Annotated in this window: 18 protein-coding genes; 5 read left to right on the forward strand and 13 right to left on the reverse strand. The window is 42.2% G+C overall.

Features of this window, described 5'->3' with window-relative positions; all coding sequences use genetic code 11:
- The first annotated feature begins 108 nt into the window (after positions 1-108).
- Positions 109-291: an SE1832 family protein gene (locus BTO28_RS14210; protein ID WP_076767420.1), complete on the forward strand. Its 183-nt coding sequence runs from the start codon at positions 109-111 to the stop codon at positions 289-291.
- A 175-nt stretch (positions 292-466) separates the two neighbouring features.
- Here BTO28_RS14210 and BTO28_RS14215 read toward each other — a convergent pair whose 3' ends face one another.
- The 6 genes from BTO28_RS14215 to BTO28_RS14240 all read right to left on the reverse strand — a co-directional run bounded on the left by BTO28_RS14215 (position 467) and on the right by BTO28_RS14240 (position 5,507).
- Entirely contained in the window at positions 467-2,020 is a 1,554-nt protein-coding gene (locus BTO28_RS14215; protein WP_076767423.1) for a polyamine aminopropyltransferase, read from the reverse strand.
- A 12-nt stretch (positions 2,021-2,032) separates the two neighbouring features.
- Positions 2,033-2,428, reverse strand: coding sequence for a DUF350 domain-containing protein (locus tag BTO28_RS14220; RefSeq protein ID WP_076767425.1), 396 nt, complete (start codon positions 2,426-2,428; stop codon positions 2,033-2,035).
- Positions 2,429-2,455: 27 nt separating this feature from the next.
- Positions 2,456-3,010: a DUF4247 domain-containing protein gene (locus BTO28_RS14225; RefSeq protein ID WP_076767428.1), complete on the reverse strand. Its 555-nt coding sequence runs from the start codon at positions 3,008-3,010 to the stop codon at positions 2,456-2,458.
- 58 nt (positions 3,011-3,068) lie between these two features.
- Complete coding sequence (locus BTO28_RS14230) at positions 3,069-3,740, reverse strand: PspA/IM30 family protein (RefSeq protein WP_076767430.1); 672 nt, start codon at positions 3,738-3,740, stop codon at positions 3,069-3,071.
- A gap of 18 nt (positions 3,741-3,758) precedes the next feature.
- On the reverse strand, positions 3,759-4,268 hold the full coding sequence (locus tag BTO28_RS14235; RefSeq protein WP_076767432.1) for a DUF4178 domain-containing protein: 510 nt from the start codon (positions 4,266-4,268) through the stop codon (positions 3,759-3,761).
- A 111-nt stretch (positions 4,269-4,379) separates the two neighbouring features.
- The gene (locus BTO28_RS14240) at positions 4,380-5,507 is read right to left on the reverse strand and encodes a YegS/Rv2252/BmrU family lipid kinase (RefSeq protein WP_233129891.1); all 1,128 of its coding nucleotides are present in this window, start codon (positions 5,505-5,507) and stop codon (positions 4,380-4,382) included.
- A gap of 140 nt (positions 5,508-5,647) precedes the next feature.
- Between BTO28_RS14240 and BTO28_RS14245 the strand changes: the two genes are divergently transcribed.
- The 3 genes from BTO28_RS14245 to BTO28_RS14255 all read left to right on the forward strand — a co-directional run bounded on the left by BTO28_RS14245 (position 5,648) and on the right by BTO28_RS14255 (position 7,385).
- Positions 5,648-6,070: a hypothetical protein gene (locus BTO28_RS14245; protein ID WP_076767434.1), complete on the forward strand. Its 423-nt coding sequence runs from the start codon at positions 5,648-5,650 to the stop codon at positions 6,068-6,070.
- A gap of 31 nt (positions 6,071-6,101) precedes the next feature.
- A complete protein-coding gene (locus BTO28_RS14250) occupies positions 6,102-6,881 on the forward strand; it encodes an HAD family hydrolase (RefSeq protein WP_076767437.1) in 780 nt (259 codons plus the stop codon).
- A 78-nt stretch (positions 6,882-6,959) separates the two neighbouring features.
- The gene (locus tag BTO28_RS14255) at positions 6,960-7,385 is read left to right on the forward strand and encodes a hypothetical protein (RefSeq protein WP_076767439.1); all 426 of its coding nucleotides are present in this window, start codon (positions 6,960-6,962) and stop codon (positions 7,383-7,385) included.
- 59 nt (positions 7,386-7,444) lie between these two features.
- On the opposite strand, the gene BTO28_RS14260 is transcribed toward BTO28_RS14255, so the two are convergent.
- The 5 genes from BTO28_RS14260 to BTO28_RS14280 form a co-directional block, all read right to left on the reverse strand.
- Positions 7,445-8,059, reverse strand: coding sequence for a PH domain-containing protein (locus BTO28_RS14260; RefSeq protein ID WP_076767441.1), 615 nt, complete (start codon positions 8,057-8,059; stop codon positions 7,445-7,447).
- A 107-nt stretch (positions 8,060-8,166) separates the two neighbouring features.
- A complete protein-coding gene (locus tag BTO28_RS14265; protein WP_076767644.1) occupies positions 8,167-9,261 on the reverse strand; it encodes an ABC transporter ATP-binding protein in 1,095 nt (364 codons plus the stop codon).
- A 133-nt stretch (positions 9,262-9,394) separates the two neighbouring features.
- Positions 9,395-9,925: a YceI family protein gene (locus BTO28_RS14270; RefSeq protein WP_076767443.1), complete on the reverse strand. Its 531-nt coding sequence runs from the start codon at positions 9,923-9,925 to the stop codon at positions 9,395-9,397.
- Positions 9,926-10,051: 126 nt separating this feature from the next.
- On the reverse strand, positions 10,052-10,918 hold the full coding sequence (locus BTO28_RS14275; protein WP_408606679.1) for a YitT family protein: 867 nt from the start codon (positions 10,916-10,918) through the stop codon (positions 10,052-10,054).
- A gap of 235 nt (positions 10,919-11,153) precedes the next feature.
- Positions 11,154-12,086: a manganese-dependent inorganic pyrophosphatase gene (locus tag BTO28_RS14280; RefSeq protein WP_076767445.1), complete on the reverse strand. Its 933-nt coding sequence runs from the start codon at positions 12,084-12,086 to the stop codon at positions 11,154-11,156.
- Positions 12,087-12,281: 195 nt separating this feature from the next.
- On the opposite strand from BTO28_RS14280, the gene BTO28_RS14285 reads away from it, so the two are divergent.
- The gene (locus BTO28_RS14285; protein WP_076767448.1) at positions 12,282-13,553 is read left to right on the forward strand and encodes an MFS transporter; all 1,272 of its coding nucleotides are present in this window, start codon (positions 12,282-12,284) and stop codon (positions 13,551-13,553) included.
- Here the strand turns inward: BTO28_RS14285 and BTO28_RS14290 are convergent.
- Together BTO28_RS14290 and BTO28_RS14295 are read right to left on the reverse strand one after the other, a co-directional pair.
- Complete coding sequence (locus BTO28_RS14290; RefSeq protein ID WP_076767450.1) at positions 13,515-14,168, reverse strand: uracil-DNA glycosylase; 654 nt, start codon at positions 14,166-14,168, stop codon at positions 13,515-13,517. The genes BTO28_RS14285 and BTO28_RS14290 overlap by 39 nt on opposite strands.
- Positions 14,169-14,492: 324 nt before the next feature.
- Complete coding sequence (locus BTO28_RS14295) at positions 14,493-15,272, reverse strand: SDR family oxidoreductase (RefSeq protein WP_095532691.1); 780 nt, start codon at positions 15,270-15,272, stop codon at positions 14,493-14,495.
- Position 15,273: the final 1 nt, after the last annotated feature.

The raw sequence follows: 15,273 nt of genomic DNA on the forward strand, positions 1-15,273 counted from the left end.
AATACCTGGCTTTTTTACTATATGGACTTTTTCAGTGCCCTCGTTCTAACAGCAGTCTTTTTTATTTTGTCCAATACCCTTACAATATGAGGAAAGGGGGAATTAGAGATGAAAAAATCCGAGATTGAATACAAAATTGCAGAACTGAAAATGGATTATATGCGCGTTCAAGGGGATATTGAAAAGCTTGAGTCTACCGGACATGGAACACAAAAAGCGGAAGACATGCTGACAGCAATGGAAGAAGAATTGAAGCTGTTAAATGAGGAGCTGCTAACGGCGGCAGAATAAAGGGAGCTGCTGGCAGATGCCGGATTCTGCACCACTTAGGTCGAATTATTTTAATCAAAGCCGGAATCTACAGCGTTTAGGCCGGATTCACCTGAAATCCGGCCTTAGTATTAAAGAATCCGGCCCAAAATCAAAAAATCCGGCCAACAAAAAAGTGGATTCCTCAACACCCCCTTTAATAATAACGCCATGACTTTTCGTATACTTCTATCAAATTCGGACGAATTAACGTATTCGGTGTTAACGTGATGGGGTTGCCGTTATCGTCTTCAATAAGACCATCTTCATCTTTTCCAAACGACAAAAGCGCTGGAAGCATCTCTGCCGATAAATAACGTGTTTCATTTATGATGGTTAAATCCTCCACCAGAATAGACTCTCGTGAAGCTAAAACGAAACCCCATCCGCCGAAGCTTGGAATATCCGCATGAAGATTTTCCGTTTTCAAACCTGCTGCCTGAATCGTTTTATCAATCGTCCAGTACACTTCCGGGGCAAAAACAGGACTTGTCGCCTGCACAATTGTTGCTCCGCCTGGCCTTAAATGATTACGAACGAGTGAATAAAATTCCTGCGTATACAATTTATTAAGTGATTCATTATTCGGGTCAGGCAAGTCAATGATAATCACATCGTAAAAACCATCTGCCTTCTCTAAAAATTGAAAGGCATCTTCATTAACGATCTTTACTCGGCGGTCTTCAAGCGATCCTTTATTCAACTCTGTCAACAAATGATTTGTTCTCGCCGTTTCTGTCATGGCTGGGTCAAGATCCACTAGCGTTACAGCCTTAAGATCTTCATATTTAAGAAGCTCCCTTACCGCAAGCCCGTCTCCCCCGCCAAGCACGAGCACATTTTCATGACGAGCTGCCGCAGCCATAACCGGATGAACAAGGATTTCATGATACCGGTGTTCATCAGACGAACTAAACTGCAGCTGTCCGTCTAAATAAAGACGTGTATCTCCCTGCTCGCGTGTTAAAATAATTTGCTGATAAGCTGTCTGTGCAGAAAACACGACCGGGTCCTTATATAATTTCTGTTCAAAATGAAAAGCAGCTTCTTCACCGAACAATGCCCCCAAAATTAAAATGAGGAAAAATACGAATCCGGATACAGCATGCAGCATAAACCGCTTTAATTCTTTTTTAAAACGGAACACAATCCAGAGCGCAACCGCAACATTTATAAGGGCAACAAGAAACGATGTTTTTACCAGTCCAAAATAGGGTCTCAGTAAAAATAAAAAGAGCAGCCCGCCAACTAACCCGCCCGCGTAATCTGAAAATAGCACTTTCGCAGCACTTTTTTGTAATGAAACACCGATTTCATTCGCTTTTCTAATTAAAATAGGCAGCTCTACGCCTGTTAAGGTTCCGACAAGAAGCGTCACACCGTATAAAAAAAGCGCATCTGTTCCATCCGGCAAATACGCGGTTACGCCGAACAACAGCATTGCTGAAAAGCCTCCGACAAGACCGATACCGTATTCAATCCAGATGAATGAAGCAATTAAATGTTTTGTCATTTTTTCACTTATGTATGCACCGATGCCCATTCCGGTTAAAAAAAGGGAGATGGTAAGCGTATACTGCTTCACGCCATCTCCGAGAATATATGAACCGAGTGCACCAAACAGCACTTCAAAGATGATTCCGCAAATGGAGACAATACCCGAAGCATAATAAATCGCCCTGCTTTGCCGGACGGATTCCTGTTCAGTCATGTAAACACCACCTTACGAAATCGAGGCGCCAATAACAAACGCCAGGCCAACTGAAACACAAAATGACACAATGCCAACAGCGAGATTTCCTTCTTTCAGCTCTTCTTCTACTGAAAAGCTCCGTGTAAATAATTCAAATAATACATACGCTACTAATTGAAGCGCCATTCCAAATAATCCCCAGTAAACAGTCTCTATGATCGTATCGTTATGGAAAATAGAAAACATAAGGATAATGCAAATACCAATAATTTTTCCACCGATCGACAACGCAACTGCTGCATTGCGTCCTTTTATTTCATCCCAGTCTTTATACTTTCTTGTCATAATTTCAAAAATAAATAAACCAGCTACGACAACTGCAATAGCAATCACATAATACATAAACGTCAACAAAAATGGGTTCACAACTGAATCCCCTCTCTTAATAAACTATTACTTTCCCGTTCCCGGACCGCCGCCGCGAAACACGGATCCGCGTCCGTATGAACCTGAAGAAAACGACCCATAAAACCCTCCGCCTGAATAACAGCCATCGTTATTCTGACGGCATTTGCTTGTCTGCGCACGATCCCAGCCCGAGCCAAAACGTCCGTTTAAAAGCGAACCAAGAAGCATGCCTGAAAAGAAGCCCGGATTATAATGATTTCTGACAAATTCATCCTCTGCCACTTCTACAAGAGTGGAGCCCGGGTTGTCCTGATCCTCTGTTAAAATAATAAATTCGTTATCATACACAAGCACTTGTCTGCCGTCTACTTCTTCCCCAATCTGTTCCGGCTCCTGAACTTCAATTAACTCTGCGGCCGTATCCGGCACGCTTTTATTTACCCGATAAATGAGTGCACGGTCATTCGTGTTCGTGTTATTTTGAACGGCATCGACGAACGTGTAATTTTCATCGATATAATCATCCGCTTCTGACATCCCGCACGCAGCAAGAAATACGACACAGGCAATCGCGCCGGCCATCCATCCTTTTTTTACCATAAATGAAACACTCCAAATGAACAGAAACGGCCCGCCCGAATAAGCAGGCCGCAGTTCCTTATTCTTTTCCGAGCTTTTGTTTTAGCGCCGCCAATTCATCATCCACAGCACTGTTCTTCTTCAATGCCGCAAGCTCATCATCCAGGTTTCTCGATCCAGCACGTAAATCCTCTGATGTCTCTGCTTCCGCTTCAAACTGCATCACTTTTTCTTCCATCCGTTCAAATCCGCGCCGCGATTCATCTCCGCCAACGGATGACATTGCCCGGTTCATTTTTGTCCGTGTTTTAGCCGATTCTGCCCGGGCTTTTAATGAATCTTGCTTTAAACGCATTTCTTCATACTCCCGCTTCATTTCAGACAGTTTCTCACGTAAAACAGAAACATCTGCAGCCGCCTGCTCATGCGCTGTCCGCATCGATTCTGCCTGCTTTGCATGAACATTTTTATCTTCAAGGGCTCGGCGCGCCAGATCTTCATTCCCTGCTTCAAGCGCTTCTACCGCTTGCTGCTGGCGTTTTTCCACCATGCTATTGGCATCATCATATTTTTTCTTCAGTAATTTTTCATTGGCGAGCTGCTTTGCAACCGCTGTTTCTGCATCACGAATATCCGCCGCCATTTCACGCATAAACTGATCGAGCATTTTCACCGGATCTTCTGCTTTATCAAGCGCTGCATTCAGTTCTGATCCAACGTACGTCTGTACACGTTTAAAAAATTGAAACATTTTATCTCCTCCTGTTTGTTAGCTTCCTGCTAAGATTGTCACTTCATACTCTTCGATTTCGTATCCATAGCTTACTTCTACATCGCCGCCCCATACTTCAACTGACAGAAAATGTTCTTCCAAGTCATCAGCATAATCATAGTAGTCCACATTTTTCCCATGGACATTTTCACTGCGGCCTTCTGACTTTACATACGCCCGGCCTTCCTCATCCAGATAGTAAGTACGCCCGTCATGCGTTACTTTTTTTGCACCCGGTTCAAGCCCTGGAATACGAATCTTTTCGTATATGCCGACTCCGAGTTCATCATCAAGTTCAACGCTTAGCCAAAGCGTTTTGCCGTTTCCGGATAACTGATATGCATCCCATGTATAACCGCCATCATTGTAATGAATTTTGCCGGCTACTTCATAATCAGCAAGATCATATGTGACAAAATCACCAACACGCAAATTTTGCAGCGTACGGTCTTTTGTCTCCGGAATTTTTTCATCCGTTCCTTTGAACAGACGCTTAAAAAAGCTCATTCTGTTTCACCTCACCTATACGTACGAAACAAATTCTACCATAGTTTCATTTTTTTAGCCTTTTAAAACCAATACCAGAACAATCGTAATCATGAAGCTGTTAGGTTCTTATTATGGTGTAAAAACAGATAAATGCCCTTTCAAAACCTTTAAATGAAGCGGCACTGCATCACCCATATCGCCGTCCACATTTGCTTTTAAACCAACAGATGATTTGATCTTCAATTCTTTTGACTTGAAATAGATAACGTCCGGGTCCTCCTGAAAGTCACCTTTTAATAAGGCAGCTCCAATACGGATCAGTTTTGGCAACGCCACGTCTTTCACAATAAAGCAGTGAAATTGGCCATCTGCGACTTCTGCTTCTGGTGCAAGTTTTTCAAAACCTGCCACGGAATTTGTCAACGCCGCGAGAAACAGTAACGATTCTTCCTCATATAGACCATTATCTGTTTCCACTGTAAGATGAAATGGCGTTTTCTCCCTTAACGTCTTTAGCCCTTCCACAATGTAGGCAAGTGTCCCCAAAGCTGTTTTCTGATCGGACGTTACTTCGCCGGTCGCTTCAGCAATGCCGCCAAGAGCGATGATATTTAAAAAGTGACGGTTGTTCACCTTGCCTATATCTGCCGGCTTCACACCTCCTCCAAGAACTTGTATGGCTTCTTGCGGTTCAAGAGGCACATGAAGCGCCCGGGCGAAATCATTAACGGTTCCGAGCGGCACAACGCCCATTGCTGGACGGTGAGGCTGTTCGGCAATTCCATTTACTGTTTCATTCATCGTCCCGTCACCACCCATTGCGATAATGGCATCATACTTTAAATGACACGCTTCTTTCGCAAATCGCGTCGCATCTCCTTCGCCCTCTGTTAAACATATGTTAACATCGTATCCTGACGTTAAAAGCTTTTGCCTAATCTGATCAATATATTTTTCCGCCTGTTCCTTTCCGGATGATGGATTGGCAATAATCATCGCTTTTTTCAAAGAAATATCCTCCTGTCTTTTTGATTTACGGTTCCGGTAAAAATGCCCGGTGCCCAGCTCGTCATTTAAGAGCTGCTCCATCTGTTCAAGATGTGTTGAAGCTACAGGCGGATCTTTTTCCGACCAATTAACGATGTAAATAAAGTAGTATCGGTTGATGAGCCGGAAAATGACATTTGAGTTTGGAAACGCATCATACGTTGCTTTTATGTTGTAACGTTTTGTGTAAGACCACTTTACTAAGTTCATGTGAATTCACCTAACAAATGTATACCCCGAAAAATGGCGAAAAGAACATTGGCATATGTGCTTTTTCGCTAAAAATAGTGAAAGGAAAACATGGACAGCTGCGGAATGAATAAAAGATATAGGAAAGGGAGGGATTTAAATTGTCTGAGAAGTACAGTGCGAAAGAAGCAGCATCAAAGCTTGAAATTAGTCCGGCAACGCTCAGTAAGTATGTGATGGCACTGGAGGGAGCGGGATTCAGGTTTGAAACAGGCAAACGAAATGCACGAATGTTTGATGATAAAGAACTTGCAACGATTCGTCGCATGATGGAAACAGCCGTTTCTGAAAGTATGCCGCCTGGACAGGCAGCAAATTTAATGGGGCAAAATGCGTTCTTCTCCATTATCGACAGCCGTCTTTGTGCACTTGAAGAACAGCAGGCATACTTGTTAAAACTCCATACGGATCTTGCTGAAAAAATCGCACGACTGCCAGTACAGCGGATTCCGGATTATTCTCCCCCTCCATTTTTATCTTTTCCGCTTCGAAAAGCAGGATTTTTACGCTTTTTGTCGAAATAACAGCTAGACTACAAATGAAGGAGACACTATTTTGAAAAAAGCAATCTTTTTTGACCTCGATGATACACTTCTGGATGATAAAAAAAGCATTCAAACCGCATTTGACATCACATGCGGTGAACTTGCTGAAAAATATAGCAAAGATGCAGCCTGCATTGAACACCACGTCCGTGCCGCAGCCCGCGCTCAATATGAAACATACTCATTTTACCCGGTTACTGTGTCCATTGGGATTAATCCGTTTGAAGGACTATGGGGAGACTTCGGTGATGTACATTACAAACCATTTCGCGATATGGGGGAACAGATTGCTGATTACCAGCTGAAAACGTGGCAAAATGGCCTTGCAGCAGCTGAGATTCCTTCACTTGAATCCGAATGGGCTCGCGAAAGATTCCGTAACGTCCGCCGGGAATCGCCGTTTGTATATGAGGAGACGTTTGATGTGCTTGATAAACTGCGTGAAAAGGGATACCGCCTCCTTCTTTTGACAAACGGGGCACCTTCTTTGCAGCTGGAGAAATTAACGATGACAGCGGAGCTAGTGCCATATTTTGAGCACATTTTAATTTCCGGCAACTTTGGATTCGGCAAACCCGAAAAAGCGATTTTTGACCACGCGTTAAAATTAATAAATGCCGCTCCAGATGAAGTATTGATGGTTGGTGATAACCAAGGGACGGATATTCTTGGCGCTACACGTACAGGCATACAATCTGTATGGATCGATCACGGTGAAGGAAAAGTCATCGAAGGGGCGAACCCGCATCATACGATCGGCCGTCTGCAGGATATTCTTTCACTCGTTTAAACATGTTTACTTCTTTGCACTGGCGGGTACAGAAATGGGAAAAGGATAAACCTGTTTTCAGGCAGAGGAGCGACATAAATGGAAAAGCATATTGTACCGTCCAAACTAGACATTAAAATTTTTGATAAAAAAGGCAGCCGGCCATTCGCGGAACATGCAATTGATGACAAGGAAATATACGAACTCCAAGACGAAACAATGAGGACCCCTTTGGAAAAAGCAGATGTATTTGAACAGCTGCTTCAAACAGAAGATGCGTGCGAATTATGGATTGTACCTGTAACGGAATCAACATCTTCGTTTACGCAGTCACTGTCTGAAGAAAAGACATCTGCTCTTTTCGGCATGCTGTCATCGTTCCGCGAAAACGTACAGCGCGACCGCACATTTTTAGTCACCCATCCAGATTGCTCCGGCGATATAACCGGTAAAGCAAAGCAGCTGGGCTATACAGTTTTGCCATGTGAGCAATCGGATCTTGAATCATTAAAAGTAGAATACTAAAAAAAGCGATGATACCTAAACGGGTTCATCGCTTTTTTTACGTGTATATTTGCCCTTAATTAATTGTTAATATATTTTTCAAAAACATTGCCAAAATCTTTTACGCGGTACTGATCGCTCGACTGTTTCAGCCAATCAAATGCGTATTTATTTACTTTTTCAAATTCACCTGACAGATCAATTTGCGTTTTCGTAATATTTTTAATGGAACCAGCTGACAGATCAAGGCTTTGCTTAGCGTAGCCAAGATACATTTCATTTTCGCGCTGCATTTCAGCAATTTGTAATAATGCTTTATACAAATCTTTCAATTCTTCCAAATGTTTTTTATGCACATCAATTGAATATGTTTCATTGCCAAGAGTAAATTTAATTTCCACATCCAGGTCAACTGTTCCTGCTGTTTCAAGAAAAACGTTTGAAATACGGTTTGTGACATAGTTATAACGGCGAAGCATTCTTTTTTTACTAACAGCACTCGCACCGTCCACATGAACCAAACCGAGATTGGTAAAGCAATATTCATCTGCTTTAGACTTAATTAAAAAATAAATTTTTTCATTGTCTTCATGCAAGATGTAATCATCAGCATCCACCTTGTCGTAATCAGCCGGTTTGATTACCGCACCTACATCACTCAATCCAAGTACATCTGCCGCAACCTTTCCGAACATTCCATTCAACTCCTTATCGTTGTGTGCAATTCAATTATACGTTAAAGATGGGAAAAAGTTTCATCTGATTTTAAAAGCTGATCCACTTCATTGGCTCCGCATGATCATCATACCGCTAGATAGCTCCCTAACCGTTTTTGAAATTCTTCTTCGGTTTCATTAAACCGCATGACATGGATTGCTTCCGGTTTAAAATCCAGTCCGGCCAGTTCTCCGACACTCGCTTTTTCCGTTGAATGAACGATCCACAGATTTCCTTCTGCATCCGTGCAGCAAATTTCATAATGAACGCCGCGAAAGAGCTGTGATTCAATTACCACCTGGATTTTCCCTCTTTTTGGTGCCTTTAAGTCAATATCTTCCGGCCTGATGATCACTTCAACGGGTTCATTCTCACGAAGTCCTTTATCCACACACGCAAACCGCCGTCCCGCAAACTCTACTTCAAAGTCGCGGATCATCAAACCGTCAGTAATGTTGGATTCACCAATAAAGTCCGCCACAAAACGGTTAATCGGCTCATCATAAATATTCATTGGAGTACCCCTTTGGTGAATTTTCCCTTCATTTAATACAAAAATTTCATCCGACATCACAAGCGCTTCTTCCTGGTCATGCGTGACGAAAATAAATGTAATACCAAGACGCCGCTGCAATTCACGTAATTCATACTGCAATTCTTTACGCAGCTTCAAATCCAGTGCCGAAAGCGGCTCATCAAGCAAGATCACTTCTGGGTCGCTTACAAGTGCACGCGCAATCGCCACACGCTGTTTTTGACCGCCTGACATTTCAGACAGCCCCCGCTTTTCATAGCCAGATAAATTGACGAACTGTAATGCTTCCTTCACTTTTTCATCAATATGCACTTTTTTCATTTTCTTAATTCTCATTCCAAACGCAACGTTTTCATATACATTTAAGTGCGGGAAAAGCGCATAATCTTGAAACACGGTATTTACCTGGCGTTTGTTAGCCGGGACATTGTTCATTCTTTTTCCGTCAAGATATAAGTCGCCAGACGACGGTTCTATAAATCCGGCAATAAGGCGTAGAATCGTCGTTTTCCCACATCCGGATGGGCCGAGCAATGTATAAAATTTCCCGCGTTCTATTTCAAAACTCACTTCGTCCAGTACCGGCTTATTTTTATCATATTTCTTCGTTACCCGATCAAACCGGATAATCACATCTTCGCTCACACATTTCCCTCCAACAAACGATGCAGACTTTTTCTTTTCCTTTTTTGTGACATTATAACGGATTCCGGACAAAGAATACATTTTTCGATCCATAAAAAAACTGCTCCGGTTAAAACCGGGGCAGTTTGTATCCTTATTCACCAACAACAAATTCAAAATTCGCGCTGAACTTTACGTCTTTGCCGACAAGTACTCCACCTGTTTCGAGAGGAGCATTCCATGTTAATCCATATGCTTCACGGTTTACCTTTCCTTCCCCGTCAAAACCGGCAATGGTGCTTCCATCCATCGGATTTTTTGATGTGCCATTAAATTCAACGGTAAATATTTCTGTATTGGTTGTTCCTTTCATTGATAATTGTCCTGTTACTTCATACTCATCATCCGACACTTTTTTAATAGCATCGCTGACGAATGTAATGTGAGGGTACGCTTCAACATCAAAGAAATCACCAGAACGAAGATGGTTGTCACGGTCTTCATTATTTGTATCAATAGAGGCCGCGTCAATTGTAATTGTCCATTTTGCCGTTTCAAGATTGTGTACGTCGCCATCAAATTGTACGTCAAAGCTTGTAAACTCGCCTTTTGTTTTTGAAACCATCATATGTTTTACTTGAAAGGCAATACCGCTGTGTATTTTATCCAGTGTGATTGCAGCCATGTTTCCTTCCTCCTCCATTTCAAAGTAACTTACAACTATTACTATGCAAGAATTATATCTTGAATTCAAGATTTTTAATTATCTTGAATGAACAAAAGTTCCAGACAACTGTCTGGAACCCAAGTGTTAATGAATATCTTTTTTCTTAAATCGTCCGCCTCGTACTTCAGCGATATCTCCCACCGCAAGAAATGCACCCTCGTCCATATCTTCTACGATCGATTTTAACTTCGCTTCTTCAAGACGGTTAATGACGCAAAAAATGACTTTTTTATCGTCACCTGTATAGGCGCCTTCTCCGTTCAAGTACGTCACTCCCCGTCCGAGACGCGCGATGATCGCTTCACCAATTTCCTGGTACTTATCACTGATGATCCATGCCGATTTTGACTCATCGAGCCCCTGAATCACCACATCAATCGTTTTAAACGCAATAAAATAGGCGAGAACGGAATACATCGCTCTGTCCCAGCCAAAGACAAAACCGCCCCAAGTGAAAATAAATAAGTTAAAAAACATGACAACTTCCCCAACCGAGAAAGGCAATTTTTTATTGAATAAAATAGCTAGAATTTCCGTCCCATCCAGCGATCCTCCGTAACGTATGACAATTCCGACGCCCGCGCCGAGTGCGAGGCCGCCGAATACAGCTGCAAGAAGCGGGTCTTCTGTTACTGCCGCTACCGGATGTAATAGCGAGGCTGCTACTGATAAGACTGCAATTCCATAGATGGTTGAAAGCGCAAACGTTTTCCCGATTTGTTTATAACCAAGAAAGAAAAATGGTATATTTAACAAAAATAAAAAAAGGCCGAGTTTAACCCCTGTCAAATTTGATAATATAATCGAAATCCCAACAATTCCCCCATCCATAATGGAGTTCGGCACAAGAAAAATTTCAATTCCTACCGCCATCAAGATTGCTCCGATAAAAATAAATAACGTCCGTTTCAAAAGTTTTTTTACACTAAGCTTCTGGTGCCGCTTTCCCAGTTTCGGATCTTTTTCTGCCACTTGTCCGTTCACATGTTCACACCCTCACATATTTTTCGTTATATCAATTTTTCCAAAATCAAAAAAGTGTCCCTCGTTCAAAACACCATACATAAGATCATTTAAAAAGCTAAAGTCATATATCTAACCTAATATGTATACGATAAAAAAACATTCGCTATTTCATTATAAAAAACCCGCAAAAAGCAGAGCTCTTCACGGGATGCTGTTAATCTTATTTTCCCTGCAGAATTTCAGTCAGGACAGGGACAATTTGTTTTTTACGTGATACAACACCTTTAAGCAAGGCTGTATTGTTATCAAGTTTTACACTATATGCTTCTTCTACGGCTGCTGCTTCAGATCCGAGCGCGATTCCCACAGAGTCACTGTTCAAAATATCTGTCACAACAACGAGGAAAAGATCTAGCTCTTTTTCGGCAATGGCTTTTTTCACTGCTGCTTCAATATCCCCTTGAAGCGCAAGAACGTCAGCTGGATCGATTGCATTAATTTGAGCAACCTCTACTTTTTTGCTTCCCATTGGGAATACTTTTGAATCAATTGAAATAAGCTCTTCCGCTGTTTTCCCGCTTAAATCAGCACCTGCTTTTAACATTTCAAGTCCAAATTCTTCCGCATCTACTCCAGCGATCTCTGCTAATTCTTTTGCGGCTTGCACATCTTCTTTTGTGCATGTAGGCGATTTGAATAATAAAGAGTCTGAAATGATGGCTGATAGCATCAACCCGGCAATATCTTTTTCAATTTTTACGCCGTTTTCTTTATACATTTTATTTAAAATAGTTGTTGTGCAGCCAACCGGCTCGGCACGGTAGTATAAAGGATCCGCTGTTTCAAAGTTTGCAATGCGGTGATGGTCGATTACTTCTAGAACGCGTACATCGTCAATATCATCAACGCTTTGCTGGCGTTCGTTATGGTCAACAAGAATAACCGTCTCTACTTCTGGAGCCGCTTTTTCAATTAAGCGAGGCGCCGCTGCATTAAATTTTTTCAATGCATATTCGGTTTCTCCGTTTACATCACCAAGGCGGACTGCCTCGACCTCAAAGCCAAGTTTTGTTTTCAAGTCTGCATATACAAGCGCTGAACAGATTGTGTCGGTGTCCGGATTTTTATGACCAAAAATAAATGTTTTTCCCATTTGTTTTCCCTCGCTTTATGTATAATGTTTCATTTTATTTTAACGCAAAACAAAAAAAGTTTCCTTAATAAATTTCATTATAACGGAAAATAAAATATATTCCTATAAGATTAATCAGATTAATTGTTAAATTACTGTAAATGGAAGGATAAGCATAATAAATTGCGAATCATTTTAAGCAGGAGGTGTGTTTTTATGCAGAAAAGCCGCGGATGGAGGGTGTTTTTGACGCTTCCTGTTCTTTCATGGGCGCTTTATGATTTTGCCAACACGATTTTTTCGTCGAATATTACGACGATTTTTTTTCCGTTTTACATTCAGGAAGCGGCCGGTGGCAATGAACGGCTCGATCAAATAGCCAGCACTTTTTTATCCTATGCCAATGCGGTTTCAAGCTTTTTTCTCGTCTTGTTTTCCCCGCTTTTCGGCGTTTGGATTGATCGGACTGGGAGGAAAAAACGATACGTCGTTTCCTTCGCCCTTACCGCAATTCTTTTTACCGCCTTAATGGGCCTGATCGCTCCACTCCGTTTAGGTGAATTTGGAGGACTTCCGGCAGCTTTTACGATCGTTGTCGTACTGTTTGTAGCCGCAAAATTTTTCTACCAGTCAAGTTTAATTTTTTATGATGCAATGCTGCCCGACATCGCAACAAAAGACACAATATCGGTGCTGTCCGGTTTTGGCGTAGCGGTTGGCTACTTGGGGACACTTGTCGGATTAACGGTATACCCGCTAGTGAGCGGCGGCAATTATGCTGATGCCTTTCTCCCGACCGCCATCCTCTTTTTCATCTTTACTTTACCAATGATGCTGGCTTACAAGGAAACACCTGCAGCAAAATTAGAAAAACGTCCTTTTTTCGCTGGTTACCGGGATGTGTGGGAAACGTTTAAAGAGATGCGCAGCTACCGGTCTATTTTTTTATTTATGATCGTGTATTTTTTCATAAATGATGCCATTGCCACCGCGATTGCGATGATGGCTGTTTATGCAAAAGCAATCGTCGGTTTCACCTCGAGTGAATTCATTTTACTTTATCTCGTATCGACTGTTTCAAGCATTATCGGTTCTTTCATTTTCGGATATATTACTAGAGCCGCCAGTGCCAAAAAAGCAGTCTTTTATGTGGGTTTCATTTTATTTTCCGCCTTGCTGCTCGGCACATTTGCGGTAAATAGACCGATGTTTTGGGTAACAGGAAGTCTTTTCGGTGCAGCACTTGGCGCTGTATGGGTAACGTCGCGGGTGTTCATTATCGAACTGTCGCCAGAAGACAAGCGCGGTCAATTTTTCGGGTTGTTTGCGTTCTCTGGCAAATTATCTGCCATTGTCGGCCCTCTTATGTACGGAACCATTACGCTCATGCTCGCTGACTACGGCGACATTGCCAGCAGGATTGCACTCGCTTCCCTTATGTTGTTCGTCTTAATCGGGCTGCTCGTTCATCGGAAAATCCCTGAGTAACTCACGCAATTTTTCTATATCGGAATGAATGAGTTCAAGCAGGCTCCTGTTGTAAAAAATCGATGCCGGATGAAAGGTCGGAAAGATCCGATAATCTTTTTCAGTCCATTCATATTTATCGCCGTTCAGTCGCAGCACAGGCTGCACAAGCAGTTCGCCATGAATATCAGAAACTTTTTTCTCTTTCCCAACGAGACGCTTTAAGCCAATGTTGCCAAGTGTTACGATCACTGGTGTATTTACTTGTTCAATTTCATAATCTAAAAGAGGAGCATGGGCCATTATTTCTCCGGCAGTCGGTGCCCGGTTATATTTCCTTTTTACTTTCGTGCCATCCGGACCGTTTTTCTCGCCCCATTTATAGGGACGGCTCCGGACAGCACTTGTAATATACACTTCTTCTCTCGTAACACCCGCCATTTGTAAAAACTTCATCAACTCACTGCCGGCACGTCCACTAAAGGGTATTCCATTTCCGATTTCTGTTTCTCCCGGTGCTTCACCGACAAGCATTAATTTTGCATGTTTCGGACCGCTTCCGTATACAAATCCTTCTACAGGATACGATTCAATCCGTTTTCTGCCTAATTCAGCAAGGTCTTCTGGAATTTGCATGTGCTTCACTTCCTTTCTATTTCACACAGGAATACAAACAATTTTCCCCCTCGCAACCACTATTAAAACAAAAAATTCAATTGAATTACTTGATACTCCAATACTTTCTCCATAATTTCTTATCTTTTAATTATAAAAAGGCCCCTTGTTTGCATTTCTTGTGCGATGCTCATCGTTTCCCCTTCAAGGTCCACAATCATATCCATATTCATGGCGACTTTGTTTGTTTGGCCTATTCCTTTGCCGATATAAATCGACATAAAAATAAGCAGACTGGAAAAACCATTTTTCCGCCTGCTTATCTTTAATTATATTGGTCATTTTTTATAAAAGAGACTCAACTCCATCCACATACACGACTGACCCTGTTACATGGCTTGCGGCATCACTTGCCAAATAATGAACAAGGTCGGCTACTTGTTCCGGCTGACCTGAACCGCCTGCAAGCGGCTGATTACCTTCTGGATACTCAATCGGAATTCTAATTTCTTTTAATTTCTCGTCTTCCATATTTGTACTTTCGTCAATATTCGTCTCAATCGCACCAGGACAGATGACGTTTACTCTCACTTTAAATTTTGCCAGTTCAACCGCCGCCATTTTCCCTAGGCCGACCTGTCCTGCTTTTGTCGTCGCATATGCAGAAAATCCGAAATTTTTAAATGTGCGTGTACCGTTAATGGATGACGTGATAATAATGCTGCCACCATTTTTCTTTAAATAGGGAATTGAATATTTCAATGTTAAAAACGTACCCGTTAAATTCGTCATCATTACCGAATTCCAATCTTCCGGAGCTAAATGCTCTAGCGGTGTAAACGTACCATTTTGGCCTGCGTTGGCAAACACAATATCGAGCCCACCCCATTTAGCGGCCCCTTCATTAATCGCTTTCTCCATCTCATCCGCTTTCGATACATCGGCTTTCACGTGCATGACCCGGTTCTCTCCAATCTCTTTCACAAGCTCATCGGAATTTTTAGGGCTCCGGTCCAAAAGCACGATGTTGGCACCAGCTTCTGCTAGTCGAATCACTGCTGCACGGCCAATTCCCGATCCTCCGCCAGTAATAAGTGCCGTTTTGCCTTTTAATGAACTAGTCAAT

It is taken from the genome of Domibacillus epiphyticus (assembly GCF_001975785.1).
Classification (GTDB): Bacteria; Bacillota; Bacilli; order Bacillales; family Domibacillaceae; genus Domibacillus; species Domibacillus epiphyticus.

Bases quoted from the DNA above. Each gene is read 5' to 3' on its own strand.
- BTO28_RS14235 (WP_076767432.1), bottom strand. From the start codon at position 4,268: ATGAGCTTTTTTAAGCGTCTGTTCAAAGGAACGGATGAAAAAATTCCG.
- BTO28_RS14290 (WP_076767450.1), bottom strand. From the start codon at position 14,168: ATGCAAATTCCAGAAGACCTTGCTGAATTAGGCAGAAAACGGATTGAA.
- BTO28_RS14215 (WP_076767423.1), bottom strand. From the start codon at position 2,020: ATGACTGAACAGGAATCCGTCCGGCAAAGCAGGGCGATTTATTATGCT.
- BTO28_RS14280 (WP_076767445.1), bottom strand. From the start codon at position 12,086: ATGGGAAAAACATTTATTTTTGGTCATAAAAATCCGGACACCGACACA.
- BTO28_RS14240 (WP_233129891.1), bottom strand. From the start codon at position 5,507: ATGAACTTAGTAAAGTGGTCTTACACAAAACGTTACAACATAAAAGCA.
- BTO28_RS14255 (WP_076767439.1), top strand. From the start codon at position 6,960: ATGGAAAAGCATATTGTACCGTCCAAACTAGACATTAAAATTTTTGAT.
- BTO28_RS14270 (WP_076767443.1), bottom strand. From the start codon at position 9,925: ATGGCTGCAATCACACTGGATAAAATACACAGCGGTATTGCCTTTCAA.
- BTO28_RS14225 (WP_076767428.1), bottom strand. From the start codon at position 3,010: ATGGTAAAAAAAGGATGGATGGCCGGCGCGATTGCCTGTGTCGTATTT.
- BTO28_RS14260 (WP_076767441.1), bottom strand. From the start codon at position 8,059: ATGTTCGGAAAGGTTGCGGCAGATGTACTTGGATTGAGTGATGTAGGT.
- BTO28_RS14285 (WP_076767448.1), top strand. From the start codon at position 12,282: ATGCAGAAAAGCCGCGGATGGAGGGTGTTTTTGACGCTTCCTGTTCTT.
- BTO28_RS14210 (WP_076767420.1), top strand. From the start codon at position 109: ATGAAAAAATCCGAGATTGAATACAAAATTGCAGAACTGAAAATGGAT.
- BTO28_RS14230 (WP_076767430.1), bottom strand. From the start codon at position 3,740: ATGTTTCAATTTTTTAAACGTGTACAGACGTACGTTGGATCAGAACTG.